At 68.6% G+C, this 19,459-nt stretch carries 15 protein-coding genes, 1 tRNA gene and 1 pseudogene; 7 read left to right on the top strand and 10 right to left on the bottom strand.

What is annotated here, in order from left to right; translation table 11 throughout:
- Positions 1-39: 39 nt before the first annotated feature.
- Entirely contained in the window at positions 40-972 is a 933-nt protein-coding gene (gene nth, locus ACIBLA_RS07270) for an endonuclease III (protein WP_363244395.1), read from the bottom strand.
- Between the two features lie 288 nt (positions 973-1,260).
- On the opposite strand from nth, the gene ACIBLA_RS07265 reads away from it, so the two are divergent.
- On the top strand, positions 1,261-1,935 hold the full coding sequence (locus tag ACIBLA_RS07265; RefSeq protein WP_023539685.1) for a Crp/Fnr family transcriptional regulator: 675 nt from the start codon (positions 1,261-1,263) through the stop codon (positions 1,933-1,935).
- Positions 1,936-2,080: 145 nt separating this feature from the next.
- On the opposite strand, the gene ACIBLA_RS07260 is transcribed toward ACIBLA_RS07265, so the two are convergent.
- From ACIBLA_RS07260 to ACIBLA_RS07245, 4 genes are all read right to left on the bottom strand, one after another.
- Positions 2,081-2,926 carry an MBL fold metallo-hydrolase gene (locus ACIBLA_RS07260; protein ID WP_363244394.1) on the bottom strand — a complete coding sequence of 282 codons (846 nt, stop codon included), beginning with the start codon at positions 2,924-2,926 and terminating at the stop codon, positions 2,081-2,083.
- Positions 2,923-3,819, bottom strand: coding sequence for an NUDIX hydrolase (locus tag ACIBLA_RS07255; RefSeq protein WP_363244393.1), 897 nt, complete (start codon positions 3,817-3,819; stop codon positions 2,923-2,925). The genes ACIBLA_RS07260 and ACIBLA_RS07255 overlap by 4 nt, the downstream gene beginning before the upstream one ends.
- Before the next feature lie 61 nt (positions 3,820-3,880).
- A complete protein-coding gene (locus ACIBLA_RS07250) occupies positions 3,881-4,351 on the bottom strand; it encodes a RidA family protein (RefSeq protein WP_399198030.1) in 471 nt (156 codons plus the stop codon).
- Entirely contained in the window at positions 4,348-4,509 is a 162-nt protein-coding gene (locus ACIBLA_RS07245) for a DUF4177 domain-containing protein (protein WP_023539689.1), read from the bottom strand. The genes ACIBLA_RS07250 and ACIBLA_RS07245 overlap by 4 nt, the downstream gene beginning before the upstream one ends.
- 174 nt (positions 4,510-4,683) lie before the next feature.
- On the opposite strand from ACIBLA_RS07245, the gene ACIBLA_RS07240 reads away from it, so the two are divergent.
- Together ACIBLA_RS07240 and ACIBLA_RS07235 are read left to right on the top strand one after the other, a co-directional pair.
- A complete protein-coding gene (locus tag ACIBLA_RS07240) occupies positions 4,684-5,643 on the top strand; it encodes an ArsA-related P-loop ATPase (RefSeq protein WP_363244391.1) in 960 nt (319 codons plus the stop codon).
- Positions 5,643-7,007 carry an ArsA family ATPase gene (locus tag ACIBLA_RS07235; RefSeq protein ID WP_399198029.1) on the top strand — a complete coding sequence of 455 codons (1,365 nt, stop codon included), beginning with the start codon at positions 5,643-5,645 and terminating at the stop codon, positions 7,005-7,007. Before ACIBLA_RS07240 ends, ACIBLA_RS07235 begins: the two co-directional genes overlap by 1 nt.
- Positions 7,008-7,036: 29 nt before the next feature.
- Here ACIBLA_RS07235 and ACIBLA_RS07230 read toward each other — a convergent pair whose 3' ends face one another.
- Positions 7,037-7,411 carry a WhiB family transcriptional regulator gene (locus ACIBLA_RS07230; RefSeq protein ID WP_363244389.1) on the bottom strand — a complete coding sequence of 125 codons (375 nt, stop codon included), beginning with the start codon at positions 7,409-7,411 and terminating at the stop codon, positions 7,037-7,039.
- A 457-nt stretch (positions 7,412-7,868) separates the two neighbouring features.
- Between ACIBLA_RS07230 and ACIBLA_RS07225 the strand changes: the two genes are divergently transcribed.
- Positions 7,869-10,097 (top strand): transglycosylase domain-containing protein, encoded by a 2,229-nt coding sequence (locus ACIBLA_RS07225; RefSeq protein WP_399198028.1) that lies wholly within the window; start codon positions 7,869-7,871, stop codon positions 10,095-10,097.
- A gap of 60 nt (positions 10,098-10,157) precedes the next feature.
- On the opposite strand, the gene ACIBLA_RS07220 is transcribed toward ACIBLA_RS07225, so the two are convergent.
- Complete coding sequence (locus ACIBLA_RS07220; RefSeq protein WP_399198027.1) at positions 10,158-10,625, bottom strand: GatB/YqeY domain-containing protein; 468 nt, start codon at positions 10,623-10,625, stop codon at positions 10,158-10,160.
- 99 nt (positions 10,626-10,724) lie between these two features.
- Between ACIBLA_RS07220 and ACIBLA_RS07215 the strand changes: the two genes are divergently transcribed.
- Together ACIBLA_RS07215 and ACIBLA_RS07210 are read left to right on the top strand one after the other, a co-directional pair.
- Positions 10,725-11,663 (top strand): metallophosphoesterase, encoded by a 939-nt coding sequence (locus tag ACIBLA_RS07215; RefSeq protein WP_363244386.1) that lies wholly within the window; start codon positions 10,725-10,727, stop codon positions 11,661-11,663.
- Positions 11,664-11,771: 108 nt separating this feature from the next.
- Positions 11,772-11,845: transfer RNA gene (locus ACIBLA_RS07210), tRNA-Pro, on the top strand.
- Between the two features lie 97 nt (positions 11,846-11,942).
- Here ACIBLA_RS07210 and xerC read toward each other — a convergent pair.
- The 3 genes and pseudogenes from xerC to ACIBLA_RS07195 all read right to left on the bottom strand — a co-directional run.
- Positions 11,943-12,865: pseudogene (xerC, locus tag ACIBLA_RS07205) on the bottom strand (tyrosine recombinase XerC); the annotation flags it as partial.
- Between the two features lie 291 nt (positions 12,866-13,156).
- Positions 13,157-14,863 carry an FAD-binding oxidoreductase gene (locus ACIBLA_RS07200; protein ID WP_399198026.1) on the bottom strand — a complete coding sequence of 569 codons (1,707 nt, stop codon included), beginning with the start codon at positions 14,861-14,863 and terminating at the stop codon, positions 13,157-13,159.
- A 460-nt stretch (positions 14,864-15,323) separates the two neighbouring features.
- Positions 15,324-16,859: an alanine/glycine:cation symporter family protein gene (locus ACIBLA_RS07195; protein WP_399198025.1), complete on the bottom strand. Its 1,536-nt coding sequence runs from the start codon at positions 16,857-16,859 to the stop codon at positions 15,324-15,326.
- Between the two features lie 776 nt (positions 16,860-17,635).
- Here ACIBLA_RS07195 and ACIBLA_RS07190 point away from each other — a divergent pair.
- Positions 17,636-19,204, top strand: coding sequence for a hypothetical protein (locus ACIBLA_RS07190; protein ID WP_399198024.1), 1,569 nt, complete (start codon positions 17,636-17,638; stop codon positions 19,202-19,204).
- Positions 19,205-19,459: the final 255 nt, after the last annotated feature.

Genomic DNA, 19,459 nt, shown 5'->3' with positions numbered 1-19,459 from the left:
ACTGCCGCCCGGATCGTTCCAGCGGCACCGCGCGGGCACTCATTCGGCCCCGGCGGGAGTGCCGAGGGGCGGTGCGGGCTTGCCCGGATAGTCCGGCGGCGGGGAGAGCCGCTGTCCCGGATAGCCGCCCAACTCGTACTTGAGCAGCTTCTTGGCCTTCTCCGGGTCCGTCTCGCCTTCTCCGTAGGAGGGGCAGAGGTGGGCGATCGGGCAGGCGCCGCAGGCGGGTTTACGTGAGTGGCAGATCCGGCGTCCGTGGAAGATGATCCGGTGCGAGAGCATCGTCCACTCGCTCTTGGGGAAGATCGCGGCGATCTCCGCCTCGACCTTCTCGGGGTCCTCCTGGTCGGTCCACTTCCAGCGGCGGACGAGCCGGCCGAAGTGGGTGTCGACCGTCAGGCCGGGGACGCCGAAAGCGTTGCCCAACACCACATTGGCCGTCTTGCGGCCGACGCCGGGCAGCGTCACGAGGTCCTTCAGTCTGCCGGGCACCTCGCCGTCGTAACGGTCACGGATCGCCGTCGACAGCCCTATGAGGGACCTCGCCTTGGCGCGGAAGAACCCGGTGGGGCGGATGACCTCTTCCAGCTCCTCGGGCACGGCGGCGGCCATGTCCTCGGGGGTCGGATACTTCGCGAAGAGCGCGGGCGTCGTCTGGTTGACGCGCAGGTCCGTCGTCTGGGCGGACAGGACCGTGGCGACAAGCAGCTCGAAGGGGTCGCGGAAGTCCAGCTCCGGGTGGGCGTACGGATACACGTCGGCCAGCTCACGGTTTATCCGGCGGGCCCGCCGGACCATCGCGAGGCGGGACTCCGGCTTGCCGTTCTTGGGCCGCTTGCTGCCGCCTGCGGGCTCGGTGCTCGCGGGTTCCGTGCTCGCAGGCTTCACGCTTGAGCGTTTTACGGCTTTTGTAACTTTTTTCGACTTCGCGGAAGGCTGTTCGCCCACAGCGGAATTCTGCTTCGGTGACACTCTTCCAGCTCCCTTGGCCTGCCCTCTCACCGGCGAGTTGGACACCCGGCCAGCCTAGAGCCCGGCACTGACATCCGGCGCGGCCCCGGCCGATGACCACCCGAATCGGGCCCCGGGGCACGGTCCGGGGCCGCTGTGCGTCAAACTTGTGACTGATCGCACGTTTTCGACAACGGGTGACCGGTACGGAGACAGAGTCGCCGCCGGCCCGAGCCACCCGTGAACAGGCAGCACGTCCGGCATCATGGGACCGATGGTCCCCTGAGCAGGTCGACAAGGAGAGATTTCGTGGACGACGTTCTACGACGCGCCCCGCTCTTCGCGGCGCTCGATGACGAGCAGGCCGCGGAGCTCCGCGCCTCGATGAGTGAGACGACGCTCGCCCGTGGCGACGCGCTGTTCCACGAAGGCGATCCCGGCGACCGCCTCTATGTGGTCACCGAGGGCAAGGTCAAACTGCACCGCACCTCCCCCGACGGCCGGGAGAACATGCTGGCCGTCCTCGGCCCCGGCGAACTGATCGGCGAGCTGTCGCTCTTCGACCCGGGCCCCCGTACCGCCACCGCCAGCGCCCTCACCGAGGTCAAGCTCCTCGGCCTCGGCCACGGCGACCTCCAGCCCTGGCTGAACGCCCGCCCCGAGGTGGCCACGGCGCTGCTGCGCGCCGTCGCGCGGCGCCTGCGCAAGACGAACGACCAGATGTCCGACCTGGTCTTCTCCGACGTGCCGGGCCGTGTCGCCCGCGCGCTCCTCGACCTGTCGCGCCGCTTCGGCGTGCAGTCGGAGGAGGGCATCCATGTCGTCCACGACCTCACGCAGGAGGAGCTGGCCCAGCTGGTCGGCGCGTCCCGCGAGACGGTCAACAAGGCGCTCGCCGACTTCGCCCAGCGCGGCTGGCTGCGTCTGGAGGCCCGCGCGGTGATCTTGCTGGACGTCGAACGCCTCGCGAAGCGCTCGCGCTGACCGGGACGGACGCGACGCCGCCCGTCCGACGCCGCTGTACGACCCCGTGAAGGCCGCCCCGCTCCCCGCGAGCCGGGCGGCCTTCCGCATGCCGCCGCGAGCCCGACGAACCCCCGCGAGCCGGCCCTGCTCGCGCTCAGCGGTTTCACGGCCCGGAGATCAGCCCGTGCTCCCGCAGGTACTCCAGCTGCGCCCGCACCGAAAGCTCCGCCGCCGGCCACAGGGACCGGTCCACGCCACTGCCTCCGTACACATGCGCCACGATCTCCGCCGCCGAGCGGTAGCCGTCCTCCACCGCCGTCTCGACCTGCGCGAGCCGGCTCGCGCGGTGCGCGAGGTAGTACTCCACCGCGCCCTGGGCGTCCTCCAGTACGGGCCCGTGGCCCGGCAGCACCGTATGGACGCCGTCGTCGACGGTCAGGGAGCGCAGCCGCCGCAGCGAGTCCACGTAATCGCCGAGCCTGCCGTCCGGGTGGGCCACCATCGTCGTCCCGCGGCCGAGGATCGTGTCGCCCGTCAGCACCGCGCGGTCGGCCGGCAGATGGAAGCAGAGGGAGTCGGAGGTGTGCCCCGGCGTGGCCACGACACGCAGCTCAAGACCGCCCTCCGTGACGACGTCACCGGCGGCCAGCCCCTCGTCACCGAGGCGCAGGGCCGGGTCCAGGGCCCGTACGGGCGTACGCGTCAGCTCGGCGAAACGCGCAGCGCCCTCCGCGTGGTCCGGGTGACCGTGGGTGAGGAGGGTCAGCGCGACGCGCTTGCCCGCTCGCTCGGCGGTGGCGACGACCGCCCGCAGATGGCCCTCGTCGAGCGGGCCGGGATCGATCACGACCGCGAGCTCGGAGTCCGGCTCGGAGACGATCCAGGTGTTCGTGCCGTCGAGGGTCATCGCCGACGCGTTGGGCGCGAGCACGTTGACCGCGCGGGCCGTCGCGGCGCCCGAGAGGACGCCTCCGCGCGGCTGTCCCGGCAGGGCCGCCGCGTCGGTCATCGGTCGCCACCCGCCAGCGGTACGCGCTTGGTGAACTCGTCCTGGCCCGGCCAGCTGAGCACCACCTCGTCGCCCTCCACTCTCGGCCTGGCCAGCACGGGCGCGAGATCCCGTCCCTCGGCGGCCAGAAGCGCCTCGGCGGCGGAGCCGTACTCCTGGAGCTGGCGCAGCGTCGCCACGGTGGGCGGCATCATCAGCAGCTCGCCCTTGTCGTATCCGAGGGCGGCCTCGGAGGGCCGGATCCACACCGTACGGTCGGCCTCTGTAGAAGCGTTGCGCGTACGCTGCCCGGCCGGCAGCACGGCCACGAAGAACCAGGTGTCGTACCGCTTGGGCTCGAACTCCGGGGTGATCCACCGGGTCCACGCCCCCAGCAGATCGCTGCGCAGCGTCAGCCCGCGCCGGTCCAGGAACTCCGCGAAGGACAGCTCACGGTCCACGAGAGCGGCCCGGTCGGCCTCCCAGTCGTCTCCCGTGGTGTCCCCGACGACGGTCTCGGCCGTCTCGCCGGCCAGCAGGACCCCGGCCTCCTCGTACGTCTCGCGCACCGCCGCGCAGACGATGGCCTGCGCGGACGCGGCGTCCACGCCGAGCCGCCGCGCCCATACGTCGCGCCCCGGCCCAGCCCAGCGGACGAGCCGGTCGTCGTCGCGCGGGTCGACGCCACCGCCCGGATAGGCGTACGCACCTCCGGCGAAGGCCATGGAGGTGCGTCGGCGCAGCATATGTACGGAGGGTCCGTCGGACACGGAGGGCGCGGCGGACCCTTCGATGGCATCGCGCAGCAGCATCACGGTCGCGGCCCGCCGTGCGGGGGCGACGCTCAGCTCGCCCAGGGCGAGCGCGCGGATGCGTCCGGACCACTCGGGCGGGAACCACTGACCATTGGACATGCCGGGATGCTACGGGCTTCCCCGGCGATGTTCGAGAGTCACTTCGGCGGACGCGGACGGGTCAGTCCGCGACCAGCTCCACCTGGATCTCGACCTCGACGGGGGCGTCCAGCGGCAGGACGGCGACGCCCACCGCGCTGCGCGCGTGCACGCCCTTGTCGCCGAAGACCTGGCCGAACAGCTCGCTCGCCCCGTTGAGGACGGCGGGCTGGCCCGTGAAGTCCGAGGCGGAGGCGACGAACCCGACGACCTTCACCACGCGCGCGACGCGGTCCAGGTCGCCGGCGACGGACTTCACGGCGGCCAGCGCGTTGAGCGCGCAGACGCGGGCGAGGTCCTTCGCCTCCTCGGGCGTCACCTCGGCACCGACCTTGCCGGTCACCGGAAGCTTGCCGTCCACCATCGGGAGCTGCCCCGCCGTGTAGACGTACACGCCGGACCGCACGGCCGGTTGATACGCCGCCAGCGGCGGTACTACCTGCGGAACCGTCAGCCCCAGTTCGGCGAGAGCCGCCTCGACCACGCCGCTCACGCGGACTTCTCTCGCTTCAGATAGGCCACCAACTGCTCGGGGTTGTTCGGCCCCGGAATGACCTGAACCAGCTCCCAGCCGTCCTCGCCCCAGGTGTCCAGAATCTGCTTCGTCGCGTGTACGAGCAGCGGCACCGTCGCGTATTCCCACTTCGTCATGGGCCGACTGTATCGGCACCGCGCGACGACCTCGTACAGAGCCCGTGGACGACCTTGTACGAAGTCCGCGTACGGCTCCGTGACGACCGTGTGAGGAACCCGTGGACGACCTCGAAGGGCGCCCGTGCACCACCTCGTGCGTAGCCCGCGGCCCGACTGGTTAGGCTCGAATGTGTGAGCAGGCTCCAGGTCGTCAGCGGCAAGGGCGGCACCGGTAAGACGACGGTCGCCGCGGCCCTCGCGCTCGCCCTCGCGACAGAGGGCAAACGCACCCTCCTTGTAGAGGTCGAGGGCAGACAAGGCATCGCACAGCTCTTCGAAACGGAGGCGCTTCCTTACGAGGAACGGAAAATCGCCGTCGCCCCGGGCGGCGGCGAGGTGCACGCGCTGGCCATCGACGCGGAGCGCGCGCTCCTCGACTACCTCCAGATGTTCTACAAGCTCGGCAGCGCGGGCCGCGCCCTCAAGAAGCTCGGCGCCATCGACTTCGCCACCACCATCGCGCCGGGCGTCCGGGACGTGCTGCTGACCGGCAAGGCGTGCGAGGCCGTACGCCGCCGGGACAAGCAGGGCCGGTTCGCCTACGACTACGTCGTGATGGACGCGCCTCCCACCGGCCGCATCACGCGCTTCCTGAACGTGAACGACGAGGTGGCCGGACTCGCCAAGATAGGGCCGATACACAACCAGGCGCAGGCGGTCATGCGGGTGCTCAAGTCGCCGGGCACCGCCGTACACCTGGTCACCCTTCTTGAGGAGATGCCGGTCCAGGAGACCGCGGACGGCATCGGTGAGCTGCGTGCCGCCGAACTGCCCGTCGGCAAGGTGATCGTGAACATGGTGCGCCCGCACGTCCTCGACGAGGAGGCGGTCAACGGCGTGGCGGGTGACCGTCGTAAGGAGGTCACCAAGGCGCTCGCGGCGGCCGGGGTGAGCGCGCCCACGAAGCTCGTGGGCCCGCTCCTGGAGCAGGCCGCCGAGCACGCCCAGCGCGTGGAGCTTGAGCGCGAGCAGCGGGCCGTCCTGGCGAAGCTGGGGCTGCCCACGTACGAACTCCCCCTGATCGGCGAGGGAATGGACCTCGCCGGTCTGTACCGCCTGGCGGGGGAGCTACGGAATCTCGGGGAGGCCTGATGACTCTGGACCCGGCGGCGGCCCCGCTCGAAGTCGATCCGCTGCTGGACGACCCGGAGACCCGCATCATCGTCTGCTGCGGCTCCGGCGGCGTCGGCAAGACCACGACAGCGGCGGCTCTCGGCGTACGGGCGGCGGAGCGTGGCCGCAAGGTGGTCGTGCTGACCATCGACCCGGCACGCAGGCTCGCCCAGTCCATGGGCATCGACTCGCTCGACAACAGCCCGCGGCAGGTCAAGGGCATCGAGGGCGGCGGTGAACTGCACGCGATGATGCTCGACATGAAGCGCACCTTCGACGAGATCGTCGAGGCGCACGCGGACCAGGACCGGGCCCGCGCCATCCTGGAGAACCCCTTCTACCAGTCCCTGTCGGCCGGTTTCGCGGGCACGCAGGAGTACATGGCGATGGAGAAGCTGGGGCAGCTGCGGGCCCGCGACGAGTGGGATCTGATCGTCGTCGACACCCCGCCGTCGCGCTCCGCGCTGGACTTCCTGGACGCGCCGAAGCGCCTGGGCTCGTTCCTGGACGGCAAGTTCATCCGGCTGCTGATGGCCCCGGCGAAGATGGGCGGCCGGGCGGGGATGAAGTTCCTGAACGTCGGGATGTCGATGATGACCGGCACGCTGGGGAAGCTGCTCGGCGGCCAATTCCTGCGCGACGTGCAGACGTTCGTGGCGGCGATGGACACGATGTTCGGCGGTTTCCGTACGCGCGCGGACGCGACGTACAAGCTGCTCCAGGCGCCCGGCACGGCGTTCCTGGTGGTCGCGGCGCCGGAGCGGGACGCGCTGCGCGAGGCGGCGTACTTCGTGGAGCGGCTGGCTGCCGAGGAGATGCCGCTGGCGGGTCTGGTCCTCAACCGCGTGCACGGCAGCGGCGCCGCAAGGCTGTCGGCCGAGCGGGCGCGGGCCGCCGCGGAAAATCTTGAAGAGGGTCGCATTGTGGATCAGAGCCACGGGAAGAATGGTGTGCGTGAGGCCGCTGCCCCCGCGGGCTCCTCTCCCGACGCCGACGCTCCCGAGGCACCCCACACGTCCGAGCCGCAGATGGAGCCGCCCAGCTCCACGCAACTCCCGTACCAGGAAACAGAATCACAGACACAGACTCATAGAAAGACACAGGCGCAGACACCTGAGGCGCCGTCGGTGAATCAGCTGACGGCCGGTCTGCTGTACCTGCATGCCGAACGTATGCAGGTGCTCAAGCGCGAGCAGCGCACCCGCGACCGCTTCACCGCGCTCCATCCCGAGGTGCCGGTGGCCGAGGTGGCGGCGCTGCCCGGCGATGTGCACGACCTCGCCGGGCTCCGAGCCATCGGCGACCGCCTCGCGGGCGGAAGCACGGCGACGGGAGCCGCGTAACGGACGACTGGCGGCCTGGCGCCTCCCGTCTACCCCACCGCCGCCCACGTGTTGTCGATGACGTCGACGTAATGGCGTGAGCCGTACGTCTCGTCGTCCTCAAGGCCGGCGGGCAGAATGCCCGCGCTGCGCTCGTACTCGCTGCGTGCGGTTTCGAGCAGTCGTCGCCATGAGGTGACGGTCGGGCGTCTGCGCAGCAATGCGCGTCGCTCCCGCTCGGTCATTCCGCCCCACACGCCGAATTCGACGCGGTTGTCCAGCGCGTCGGCCAGGCATTCCGTCCGCACCGGGCATCCGGTGCACACTGCCTTGGCCCTGTTCTGCGCTGCGCCCTGTACGAACAATTCATCCGGATCAGTAGTGCGGCATGCTGCCTGCGCACTCCAGTCGGTTACCCAGCCCATCCCGGCGCCGTCCTCTCCCGATTCGAGGCTCCCCCACGGCGGAAACGGCATATTCACCGCTGCCAGTTGAGGACGTTACGGAAGGTGGGCACGGCGCAACACCCCCTTCGGGCCCAATCTTGAATGGCCCGAACGGACTATGCGTACGCGGCAGATCACCCAGGGGAGTGAGCGAAAGACATGCGCGACGAACCAGACAAGGCGGGCCAATTCACTTGGACCACAACGGACTTCGAATGACGTACGGGGCGAAATCGGGCGGGACTTCCGGCGTTGCGACGTTCCCAACGTTCCCGACGATCCCGATGCTTGGCGGTGATGACGAGATGTTCACGGCCAGGACGTGAGACAACGTGATACGCGGCCGTGATGCGAAACCGCACTGCTGTGACAGCTGAGTGCAGCTTAGGCCAGAGCCTTTATGTGTGTCCGGCGAATGACAACGTAGGCTGCTGTCATGCCAAAGAAGCGCTCGGGCGGCGGTCTGACCGGGACCCAGCAGGCCGCCAAGTTCCTCGGTGTCAGTGTGCTCGCCGGAGCCGTACTGGCGGGAATCGCCTTGCCCGCCTTCGGAGTTCTGGGCCTGGCGGCCAAGGGGACGGTCGAGGGCTTCGACGAGATCCCGGCCAACCTCAAGACGCCGCCGCTCAGCCAGCGCACCACGATCCTCGACAAGGACGGCGGCCCCATCGCCACCGTCTACTCGCGCGACCGCACCGTGGTCCCGCTCAGCGACATCTCGCCCTACATGCAGAAGGCGATCGTCGCGATCGAGGACTCGCGCTTCTACGAGCACGGGGCGGTCGACCTCAAGGGCGTTCTGCGCGCGGCCAATCGCAACGCGCAGTCGGGCGGCGTCTCCCAGGGCGCGTCGACCCTCACCCAGCAGTATGTGAAGAACGTCTTCGTCGAGGAGGCCGGCGACGACCCCGACAAGGTCGCGCAGGCCACCCAGCAGACCATCGGCCGAAAGATCCGCGAGTTGAAATTCGCGATCCAGGTCGAGGAGGAGCTGGGCAAGAAGAAGATCCTTGAGAACTACCTGAACATCACCTTCTTCGGACAGCAGGCGTACGGCATCGAGGCGGCGGCGCACCGCTACTTCTCCAAGTCGGCGAAGGACCTGAAGCTGGAGGAGGCGGCGCTGCTGGCGGGCATCGTCCAGTCGCCGAGCCGGTACGACCCGGTGAACGACACGGAGGAGGCGACCAAGCGCCGCAACACCGTGATCCAGCGCATGGCCGACGTGAAGGACATCTCGCAGGCCGAGGCGGACAAGGCGAAGAAGACCGGGATCGACCTGAAGGTGAGCCGTCCCAAGAACGGCTGCATCACGGCGGTCAAGGGCGCGGGCTTCTTCTGTGACTACGTGCGGAAGGTGTTCCTCACCGACCCCGCCTTCGGCAAGACGAAGGAGGACCGGGCCAAGGTCTGGAACCAGGGCGGCCTGACCGTACGCACGACGCTCGATCCGCAGGCGCAGGAGTCGGCGCAGGAGTCGATCAAGAAGCACGTCTACAAGACGGACGAGGTCGCCACCGCCCTGTCGATCGTCGAGCCGGGCACCGGCAAGGTCCTGGCGATGGGTCAGTCGCGGCCGTACGGCGGCGGCAAGAACGAGACGTACATGAACCTGTCGGTCGACGAGGACATGGGCGGCGGCGCGGGCTACCAGCCGGGATCGACGTTCAAGCCGATCGTCGCCGCGGCGGCCCTGGAGCAGGGCATCCAGCCGACGCAGTCGTACCCCTCGCCGTACCAGATGGACTACCCGAGCCCCGTCCAGACCTGCAAGGGCCCATGGACGGACCGGGGCGTCCCGGTCGAGAACGAGAACGAGAGCGAAGTCGGCCCGTACGGGATGGAGGAAGCGACCGCCAAGTCGGTCAACACCTACTACGTACAGCTGATCAGCCAGATCGGCGTCTGCCCGGTGACCGAGCTGGCCCGGAAGATGGGCGTCGAGCGGGCCAACGGCAAGGCGCTGGACCAGGTGCCGTCGATCACGCTGGGCACGCAGGAGATGTCGCCGCTGACGATGGCCTCCGGGTACGCGGCGTTCGCCAACCGCGGTACGTACTGCACGCCGATCGCCATCGAGTCGATCACCGGTCCGGACGGCAAGGAGATGGACGTCCCGAAGTCGAGCTGCTCGCGGGCGATGTCGGAGAAGACGGCCGACACGATAAACACCCTGCTGGAGGGCGTGGTCGAGGACGGTACGGGCCAGGCGGCCGGCCTCGGCAACAGGCCGAGCGCGGGCAAGACCGGTACCACGGACTTCCGGCTGGCGGCGTGGTTCGTGGGCTACACGCCGAACATGGCGGGCGCGGTGTGGGTCGGCGACCCGGCCCACAAGAAGAAGATGGTGGACATCACCATCGGTGGCCGGTACCACGACAAGGTCTTCGGTGGCGCCGTGCCGGGACCGATCTGGCGCGACGCGATGGGCGGTGCGCTGGACGGCAAGCCGGCGCCTCCGTTCAACACCATCGACATCCCGAAGCCGGAGAAGGACAAGGACAAGGACAAGGGCCGCGACCGTCCGGGGGACAACGGCGGGAACGGCGACGAAGACAACGGCGACCCGGACACGGGGCAGGGTCCGGGAGGGTCGGGGAACCCGCGCGGGAACGACAACGGAGGCGGGGGTAACCCGTTCCCGGACTTCCCAGGGTTCGAATAAATCCAAGAAGGGGCTCGCGTCCGCAACGGACACGAGCCCCTTTGGACCTCGTACGGGATGTCAGCCGGCGGCGAGGTTCTGCTTGACTGCGGCGGCGACACGACCGCCGTCGGCGCGCCCCGCGACCTTCGGCCCGACGATCTTCATAACGGCGCCCATCGCGCGCGGCCCCTCGGCACCGGCGGCCTTCGCCTCCCCCACGGCCTGCGCGACGATCGCGCCCAGCTCGTCGTCGGTCAGCTGCTGCGGCAGATACGCGTCGAGCAGCACGCCCTCCGCCTTCTCCCGCTCGGCCTGCTCGGTCCGCCCGCCCTGCGCGAAGGCCTCGGCCGCCTCGCGGCGCTTCTTCGCCTCCTTGGCGATCACCTTCTGCACCTCGTCGTCGGAGAGCTCGCGCGCCGACTTGCCGGAGACCTCTTCCTTGGAGATCGCGGCGAGGGTCAGCCGGAGGGTGGCGGAGCGCAGCTCGTCGCGTGCCCTGATCGCGGCGATGAGGTCGTCGTGCAGCTTGGACTTGAGCGTGGTCATGCGGACAGTGTGTCAGGTACGCCCCGGGGCCCGCCGTTCAGTTTCCCGGCCGCCCGGGGCGCGACCGGGCGGACCGCGCGAATCTGCGACGATGACACCATGCGCGCACGCTACGGAATCCCCCTGAAAGTCACCGCAGGAATCGCGGCCGTCGGCGCGGCCGGCATCGCTTACGCCGCCGGTTTCGAGGCCCGGTCCTTCCGCCTGCGACGGGTCTCCGTACCCGTACTTCCAGAAGGTATGCGGCCGTTGCGCGTCCTCCATGTCTCGGACATCCACATGGTCAGCGGCCAGCGCAAGAAGCAGCGCTGGCTCCGCTCACTGGCCGGCCTGCGCCCCGACTTCGTGGTGAACACCGGCGACAACCTCTCCGACCCGGAGGGCGTACCGGAGGTGCTCGACGCGCTGGGCCCGCTGATGGAGTTCCCGGGCGTCTACGTCTTCGGCTCCAACGACTACTACGGCCCCGCGCTGCGCAACCCGGCGCGCTACATCTTCGAGAAGGCCCAGGGCAAGCACGGCCTGAACGGCAACGCACCGGCCGTCAACGTCGTCCACAACCCGTGGGAGCCGATGCGCGACGCGTTCGACGAGGCGGGCTGGCTGGACCTCACCAACGCCCGCGGCCGGCTCAAGATCGACGGGCACGAGGTCGCCTTCACGGGCGTCGACGACCCGCACATCAAACGCGACCGCTACGCGAAGGTCGCGGGCGGCCCGGAACGGGACGCGGCCCTGTCGATCGGCGTGGTCCACGCCCCGTACCTGCGCGTACTGGAGGCCTTCGCGTCGGACGGCTACCCCCTGATCCTGGGCGGCCACACGCACGGCGGCCAGCTCCGTATCCCGCTCTACGGAGCGGTGGTCACCAACTGCGACCTGGACACGGCCCGCGCACGGGGCCTCTCCACCTACGACGCCGGGGGCCACACGTCCTACCTCCACGTCTCGGCAGGCTGCGGCACAAACCGCTACACCCCGGTCCGCTTCGCCTGCCCCCCGGAGGCCACGCTCCTGACGCTCACACCGGGCTTCTGATCCCTGCCGGCGGGGCCTCGGGGCGGGGCCGGCGCCGCACAAAACCGGATTTCGCCTGCGGGCGCCGGTGGGCTAAAGTAATCGATGTCGCAGCGACACGGGCGACATCGGGGTGTAGCGCAGCTTGGCAGCGCGCTTCGTTCGGGACGAAGAGGTCGTGGGTTCAAATCCCGCCACCCCGACAGCTGAAAACGCAGATCAGAGGGCCCAGTGTGCAAGTGTCGCTGGGCCCTCTGGCATGCCGTGTGTCTATCTGCGTGACTACCGATTCGTGAGTCCCTACGGCTTCTGTCGATCTGCCCCGACGATGCCGTCCATGACCACGGCGCCGGTCTGGATCACGGGCCGGATCTGCTTCCGGTACACCTCCTCGGTCACGGCCGTTCCGGAGTGCCCGACGAGCCGGGGAGATCTCCTCCAGGGGGACGCCCGGGTCGGAGAGCAGCGACACGAAGCTGTGCCGCAGTTCCCGAGGCGTCCACTGAGCGGCGTCGATCCCGTCGACGTCTTTGAGCGCCTGACGGAAAGCGCGGCGGACGTTGGCCGCGTCGAGCGGCTTGCCGACGGCTGAGGAGAAGACGAGTCCGTTTTCCTTCCACTGGTAATCGGCGGCGAGCCGGTCCCATCCCTGATCCTCGAACTGCTGCCAGAGGGCTTCGACGCAGCGCGCCGGCAGGGCAAGCGTGCGCCGGGACTTCCGGGTCTTGGTGTCCCCGCTCCGCCGGACCGACCGCCAGACAGCGATATGGGAAGGCTGGGGCGGGTCGTAGTCCGGCCACCCTTTCAGGAAGACGTGATCCCAGGTGAGGGCTCGCAGTTCCTCCGTACGTACGTGCCCCGGTCAGCAACGCGACAACGATGTACGCGTGCATGGAAGTCCCTGCGGCCTCTTTCAGCACCGCCTCAGCCTGAGCGAAGGTGGGCGCCTTGGATGGCCGCCCCGCCTGTCCTTGAGGCACCGAGCACAGCCCGACAACGTTCCGCTTCACCTTGTCCCGCGCCATGGCCCGCTTTACCGAGCGGTTCAGGGAGGAATGAAGGCCCTGGAGCGTGCGTGTGCTGAGCGTCTTCGCCTTGGCGGCCAGCCAGCGATCGACGTCCTCGGCGCTGAGGTCACGTAGCTTGCGAGCGCCCAGCGACGGGATGACGTGCTTCTCGCTCAGGAGCGTGGTGGTCTCGACGGTGCGAGGGTCAAGGCCCGCGCACGGCGCGGGCGCGCGGCAGAGATAGGGAAACCCGCTGTGGCTGGGGCGGTCGGCTCCACGGCTTTACGCAGCCACTTTGGCGCGAGCCTCGAAGATCATGGCCCCAACGTCATGCCTTACCGGGCAGGTCCACAGACTGCCCGACGCGCCGGAAGCTTACGGGGCCATGATCACTCGCGCCGAAGCAGCTCCAGCCCAAAGCCGCTCCGCCGACTGGTCCTTTAGCACAAGGCGCGCAGCCCTCAGGCCAAAACACCCCTGGGCGGGGTCCCGACGGCGAACTGTCGATCAGAGTGACGCGGGCGGGATGCTCTGCTCGTACTGGAAGACGTTGTAGGGGTCGTACTTCGCCTTGATCTTGCGCAGCCGCTCGAAGTTGTGTCTCCCCCAGTAGGCGGTCTCCCACTCCTGCATTCCGACGTTCGGCACGTTGACGTAGGCGCCGTCCACGTAGGGCCGCATCGCCTGGCTGAACTCGGCGGTCCAGGCCTGGCATGTCGAGGTGAGCGGGTCGCAGACGCCTGGTGTCGTTGAAGGAGTCCCCCAGGCTGCGCCGATCTCGCCGTAGAAAATCGCGTCGCGGTGCACGAACGCCGTGCCGCTGCGGGGCTCCCTCTTGATCGCCCCGCCGAAGGCATCGACGAAGTAGTTGCTGTCCTCCGTGGGAGCGTTTCGCATGAAGTCGCCGATGACGTCGATCGCCTTCTTCGGGAACAGCTGCTTGGCGAACTCCGAGAAGAACTTCACGTTGGCGGGCTCTTGCGCGCGCGGGACCTGGGATCCTGCAAAGATGTCGCCCCAGTTACCGACCTGCACCGTCACATCGGGCGTACCGACCGACAGGATCGGGGCCAGCATCTCTTTGGCCTCTGCCGCCGACCCCTCCGCGAGCCACCCGAACAGCAGGATCTGGGACTTGTGGATCTCGACTTCGGATCCGAGACGGTTGTCGGCGAACGGTACCGTACGCTGCCATGCATCGAAGATCCCGTGCAGGTCCCCCAGGCCGTCCCAGGTCGCCTGCACATAGGCGAGACGCTTGAGCGAGTGCACCTTGTAGGTGAGTTGCGTGACGATCCCGAAGTTGCCGTTTCCCGCCCCGCGGAGCGCCCACAGCAGGTCCGAGTGGTCATTCAAGTCGGCACGGATCACCTTGGCGCAGTCGTGACCCGACGGGACAACGACCTCGGTCCCGATCAGGCTGTCGCAAGCCATGCCGAGCCAGCGGTTGAGGGGCCCGAGGCCGCCGCCGACCGTCGCACCGACCAAGCCGACGCTGCCCTCACTTCCGGTCGTGACGGCAAGGTTCTGCTTGGCGAGCGTCGTCACCGCTTCCAACTGGGTCAGCCCGGCGCCGACCGTCGCGATACGGGCATCGGTGTCGATCTGGACCGACTTCAGCTGGCTGACGTCGATCACGATGCCGTTGTCGACGTTCGACCAGCCCTCAAGGGCGTGGCGGCCGCTCCGTACGCGCAGCGCGACGTTGTGCTGCCGCGCCCACGTGAGGGCGTTCACCACGTCCTGGGTTTCCTGTGCGAAGACGATGACCAGCGGATAGTGAGAGAAGAGCTGGTCGTACCCGATTCGGTCATCCGTGTACGAGGCGTCATCGGGGCGGACGATGTGGCCGGTCAGCTTCGCCGGCGGGCATCCCGGCCTTCCACTCGGGTCGCTCGCGGCCATAAGGCCCGGGGTGCTCGCGGCCGCGATATCCGGCGCGCCTGCGGCCGTAAGACCCGGGACGACGACCGCCCCGACGCCGGCGGCCGCCGACGCCCTGAGCAGGTAGCGGCGAGAAAAATCGCTCAAGGTCCAGATCCTCTCGATCGGGCTACGCCGGTACGCGGCTAAGGGAGCCCTTATCTGCCCGCTGCCGGGCAGTCCTTGTGGTTGACCTCCGCACGCTAAGGGGGTGGCCGTGCGGTGTTTCCCGACACGCCAATTGAGGACGATGACGACAGCCTGAAGGAGTAACCCAGCGGATCCCGTCATAACCGGTTTGTAAGATCGCCGTTTGTTGTGCGCCGACTGTCGCTGTGACAGCGGTGACGGCAGTCCTGACGGCAACGACGGCGTACCGCGGCAGACCCGCACGCCCGTCGGCGGAATGGAGACCAGCTGCTAAGGCCTGGTTGAACCGGTGTGCCCGCACCTTCTAAGCGCCCGGTCGGGTTGGGCGGGTGAGTGTCTGACTGCGTGACAACGCCGACGCACGGCGGCGGACAACCGCGAAAACGCTCGCCCAAGTTGCTTCGGGACGAAGAGGTCGTGGGTTCAAATCCCGCCACCGACAGCCAAAACAGCAGCTCAGGGGCCTGATCCGCATCGCGGGTCGGGCCTCTGAGTTGTTGCGGGGGCCATTTTGGGGGCCGCCCGCGCATACCGGACTCCCGTCGCAGCGGGGAAGCGCGAAGCCCGGCGTCCCGCTTGGGGAGCCGGGCCTCGGGGGTGGTCAGGGCTGGGGGACGGATGGGGTCTTCTTGGCGTCCTTGGCCGGGGGCGTGGCGTTGTTGTGGGTGCGGACGTAGATCAGGAACGATTCGAGTTCACGCTTGACGACCGGGGCCAGGAAGTAGAGGCCGGTGATGTTGATGACGGCCAGGGTGAACAGCACCGCGTCCGCCATGTCGATCAGGGTCTGGAGGGTGAGCAGCGAGCCGGCGACGGCGAACAGCGTGTAGATGACCTTGTAGGTGGTCTCACTGGCCTTGCTGCGGCCGAAGAGGTAGGACCACGCCTTGAGGCCGTAGTAACCCCATGTCAGGACGGTGGAGATCGCGAAGAGCATCACCGCGACGGTGAGGATGTACGGGAACCAGGGCAGCACGGTCTCGAAGGCGTCGGAGGTGATCGTCACGCCGCCGATCTCTTCACCGGTGCGGGCCTCCGCCCAGCTGGCGGGGTTGGCGATCACGATCGTGAGTGCCGTCATCGTGCAGATGATCACGGTGTCGATGAACGGCTCCAGCAGCGCCACCAGGCCCTCGCTGGCGGGGTGCTTCGTCTTGACGGCGGAGTGGGCGATCGGCGCGGACCCGAGGCCGGCCTCGTTGGAGAACGCGGCCCGCTTGAAACCGATGATGAGCGCGCCGAGCACGCCGCCCGCAACTCCCTCGGGGTTGAAGGCTCCTTCGACGATGGTGGTGAGGGCTGACGGCACCTCACCGACGTTGACGAGGATGACGACCAGACACGCGGCGATGTAGATGCCGGCCATGGCGGGGACCAGACGGCTGGTGACCGAGGCGATCGAGCGGATGCCGCCGAGCAGGACGATGCCCACGAGTGCCGCCACCAGGACGCCGAAGAACAGGGCGCCGGCCGAGGAGCCGATGGCGCCTTCCTCGCCGCCGGTGACCGATACGAGCTGGGCGTAGCTCTGGTTGACCTGGAACAGGTTCCCGCCGAACAGCCCGAAGAAGAGGATCATCGCCGAGGCGAGAACCGCGAGGACCTTGCCGAACAAGGCGCCGCCGCTGCCGAACCGGTCGGCGAGGCCCTTGGGGAGATAGTGCATGGGCCCGCCCGAGACCGTGCCGTCGGCGTGCACCTCGCGGTACTTCACGCCGAGCGTGACCTCCACGAACTTGCTGGCCATGCCGAGCAGCCCGCAGAGAATCATCCAGAACGTCGCTCCGGGGCCGCCGATGCTGACCGCGACCGCGACGCCGGCTATGTTCCCCAGCCCCACGGTCCCGGAGACGGCTGCCGTGAGCGCCTGAAAGTGGTTCACCTCTCCGGTGGCCGACTTGTCGTCGTACTTGCCACGCACCACATCGATCGCCAGCCGGAACCGGCGGAACTGCACGAACCCGAACCAGCCCGTGAAGATCAGGCCCGCGACCACCAACCAGGCCACGATCAACGGGAGATCGGTACCTCCGACGGGGACCGCGTAGAACACCACCTCCCCGAGCCAGGAAGCTATCGGTTCGAAGAACCCGCTGACGGATTCGTCGACCGACTCGGTGAATGAATCAAGTGACATCTGGCTACCTCGGGAACGCGGGCGGCGCGGACGGACGCGCCGGGTGGGGGGCGGACGCGGATGACGGCCATGTCCGGGACCGTCAGGGGCAATTCCGATCCGCGGACCCGGACCGGACTCACCCCAGTGGTACGTGCCGGTGCGCACCGGCATCCCCGCACCCCGGAAGGAGTCCATCCGGAAGCGGAGTTGTGCAGTCGTACCATGCCCTTTGCCCGCTCTTTAGTGACGCACGCCACAAGTTCGGGCCCATTCATGGCGCGTTGGGCCCAATTGGCGTGATCGTTACCTGGATCTGAGCTTCAGTTGAGCGAACGATGAATTTCCCGTCGCCCCCTCGCCCCCGTCACCCCGCCGAGCCGCCCACGGGCCCGCAGGCCCACCGTCCCGTCCCGAGGGCCAACCGCGTGACCCCGCCCCGCCGTTGCTGAGGGCGGCCGAGCGCCCCTGGGTGCCCGTCGGCCAAGTCGTCGGAGGCGTCCCCTCGTACCTACGGCGAACTACGGGCGGCGTACGCGGAGTTGCTGGTCGACCGGGAGATGAACGCATGCCGGTTTGGCCGTCCAGTCGCCTCAACTGGGTCCGTGGACCCTGCCGTATGGGCCCTGACCTGTCCTTACGCTGCTCGCGCTCGGGGGCGGCGACGACAGCGTGAGGTGGGAGAACAGGTGGGGAAGGCCCGTGCGTTCCAGTGGTGGAAGTTGCGTCCGCACGAACGTAGATGGAGAGACCCGCGGCACCGTGACAGAGGCCAGAGCGGTGCGGAGTACGCCGCGGTGTTCGGGGTCGTGGCCGTGATCGTGGCCGCCGTCGTCGGCCTGAGCCTGCCCGAGCAGGAGACGACCGGGCTGAAGAGCGCGGTGTGCCGGGTGCTGCACCCCACGAGCGGGGACGAGGCCTGTGCCACCGGCGACTACGCGGACGGTGGCGACGGGGGAGAGGGCGGCGGGGGCGGTGGCGAGGGCGGGGACCCCTTCGTACCGAACGGCGACCCGTTCGAGCCCACGAGGTGTCTGCTGTCGCAGGATCAGACCAAGACCACCGTCGTCGTCCAGATCTTCTTCATCAAGATCAGCAGCTCGGAGACGGTCAAGCTCCAGCAGTGGTCCGACGGCACCGTCACCCTGGAGCGGATCACCGAAGTCGGCGGCGGGGTGACTGCCAGTATCTCCGCGGGCATTCGCGGCCTGGAGGACTGGGGCGGCAGCGCCAAACTGAGCGGCACCTACATGGGGGGCAGCGGCAGCGGCGGCCAGTGGCTCTTCTCCGGGAACAAGACCGGCGACCCGCAGAAGGACCTGGAGCTGAACCTGGCGGACGCCAAGCGGTTCACCGAGTATCTGAAGGCCCAGGACGAGTGCAACTCGCGGTCCGGACGGTCCGAACTCCAGATGATCTGCGGCTACCACGCGGGCAAGAAGAAGCCCGACCTGCCGCCGGAGAGGGCACCGGACGTCGACATCACCAAGACGTCCATCGAGGCCTCCGGCAACGCGAACTTCGGCGGAAAGTTCAAGGGCAGCGGCAAGGGCGGCAAGGACTCCGGCGACGGCCCCAAGGACCTCGGGAAGATATCCGGCGAGGTGGCCAACGGCACGATGACCGAGGACGTCGTCGTCATGCGTGCGCACACCGGACCGAACGCCGGGAAGATCACCTTCGTCTACACCTTCACGGTCAAGGGGTCCGGCGGCGCGGGCGGGGTCGCCACCGGCGAGAAGATGCAGCAGGTGGCAGTCACGTACGACGCGGCGACCTACGACCAGGAGGAGAAGGACGGCAAGGAGCACCGCCCGGAGAAGCTGGTGATCACCACCAGCGAGGAGGCCGGGGGCGGTGGCGGCGTCAAGATAGAGGGAGGCGCCAACGCCGGTCCCGTGACGATCGACGTGGGTGGCGGCGGCGGATCCACGCGGTCGCAGATACACACGGAGACCGCCGAACTCATCCTCGACAACGACGCCGACAGCACCACCGTCGAGGACTGGCTGCGAGGCAAGGGCAACCCCGCGAAGAACCCGCTGCCCTCCCCCACCGACGCGGCGAAGGTTCCGGGCCCCGACGCGAGCCCGCTGGAGCGGCTGCTGCACGAGAAGGGAAAGCTCAGCCGGCTCGACTACAACGCCAACACCGACTGGTGGAACGCCTCACTCGGCATCGGCTTCGGCATCTCCGCCGGGCAGTTCACGCTCGGGTTCAAGCTCTTCGGGATCGACATCACCCATGAGGAGAAGAATCAGACGATCACCGGCAACCCCACCTACGCCACCGGGCCCAGGAACGGCGGCGCCCGGCCGTGGGTGGAGTGGAAGAACTGCAGCAAGGTCAAGCCCATCCCCACGTAATGGGCTGCCGGTCACCGTGCCAAAGTCACCGCCCCCTCGACGAGGATCGAGGGGGATCGAGGGGGCGGCGTCGTGCCGGTCACGTAAGCCGTTTCACGCTGCCCAGCCACAGCACGTCCCGCGCACGGGTCATGGCCGGTCGCCGATCCACCAGCCGCCATGCCACGTCCTCTCTTACGCGGAGTAGCGATCGTAGGACGATCTGCGATGGCGAGACAGGGCGCACGTCCGAACACCCTCGCCGATAGTTCGGTC

This window comes from Streptomyces sp. NPDC050433, assembly GCF_044458565.1.
In the GTDB taxonomy this organism is placed as follows: Bacteria; Actinomycetota; Actinomycetes; order Streptomycetales; family Streptomycetaceae; genus Streptomyces.
Note: the sequence above shows the minus strand (reverse complement) of the source record. Positions and strands in the feature narration are given on the sequence as shown.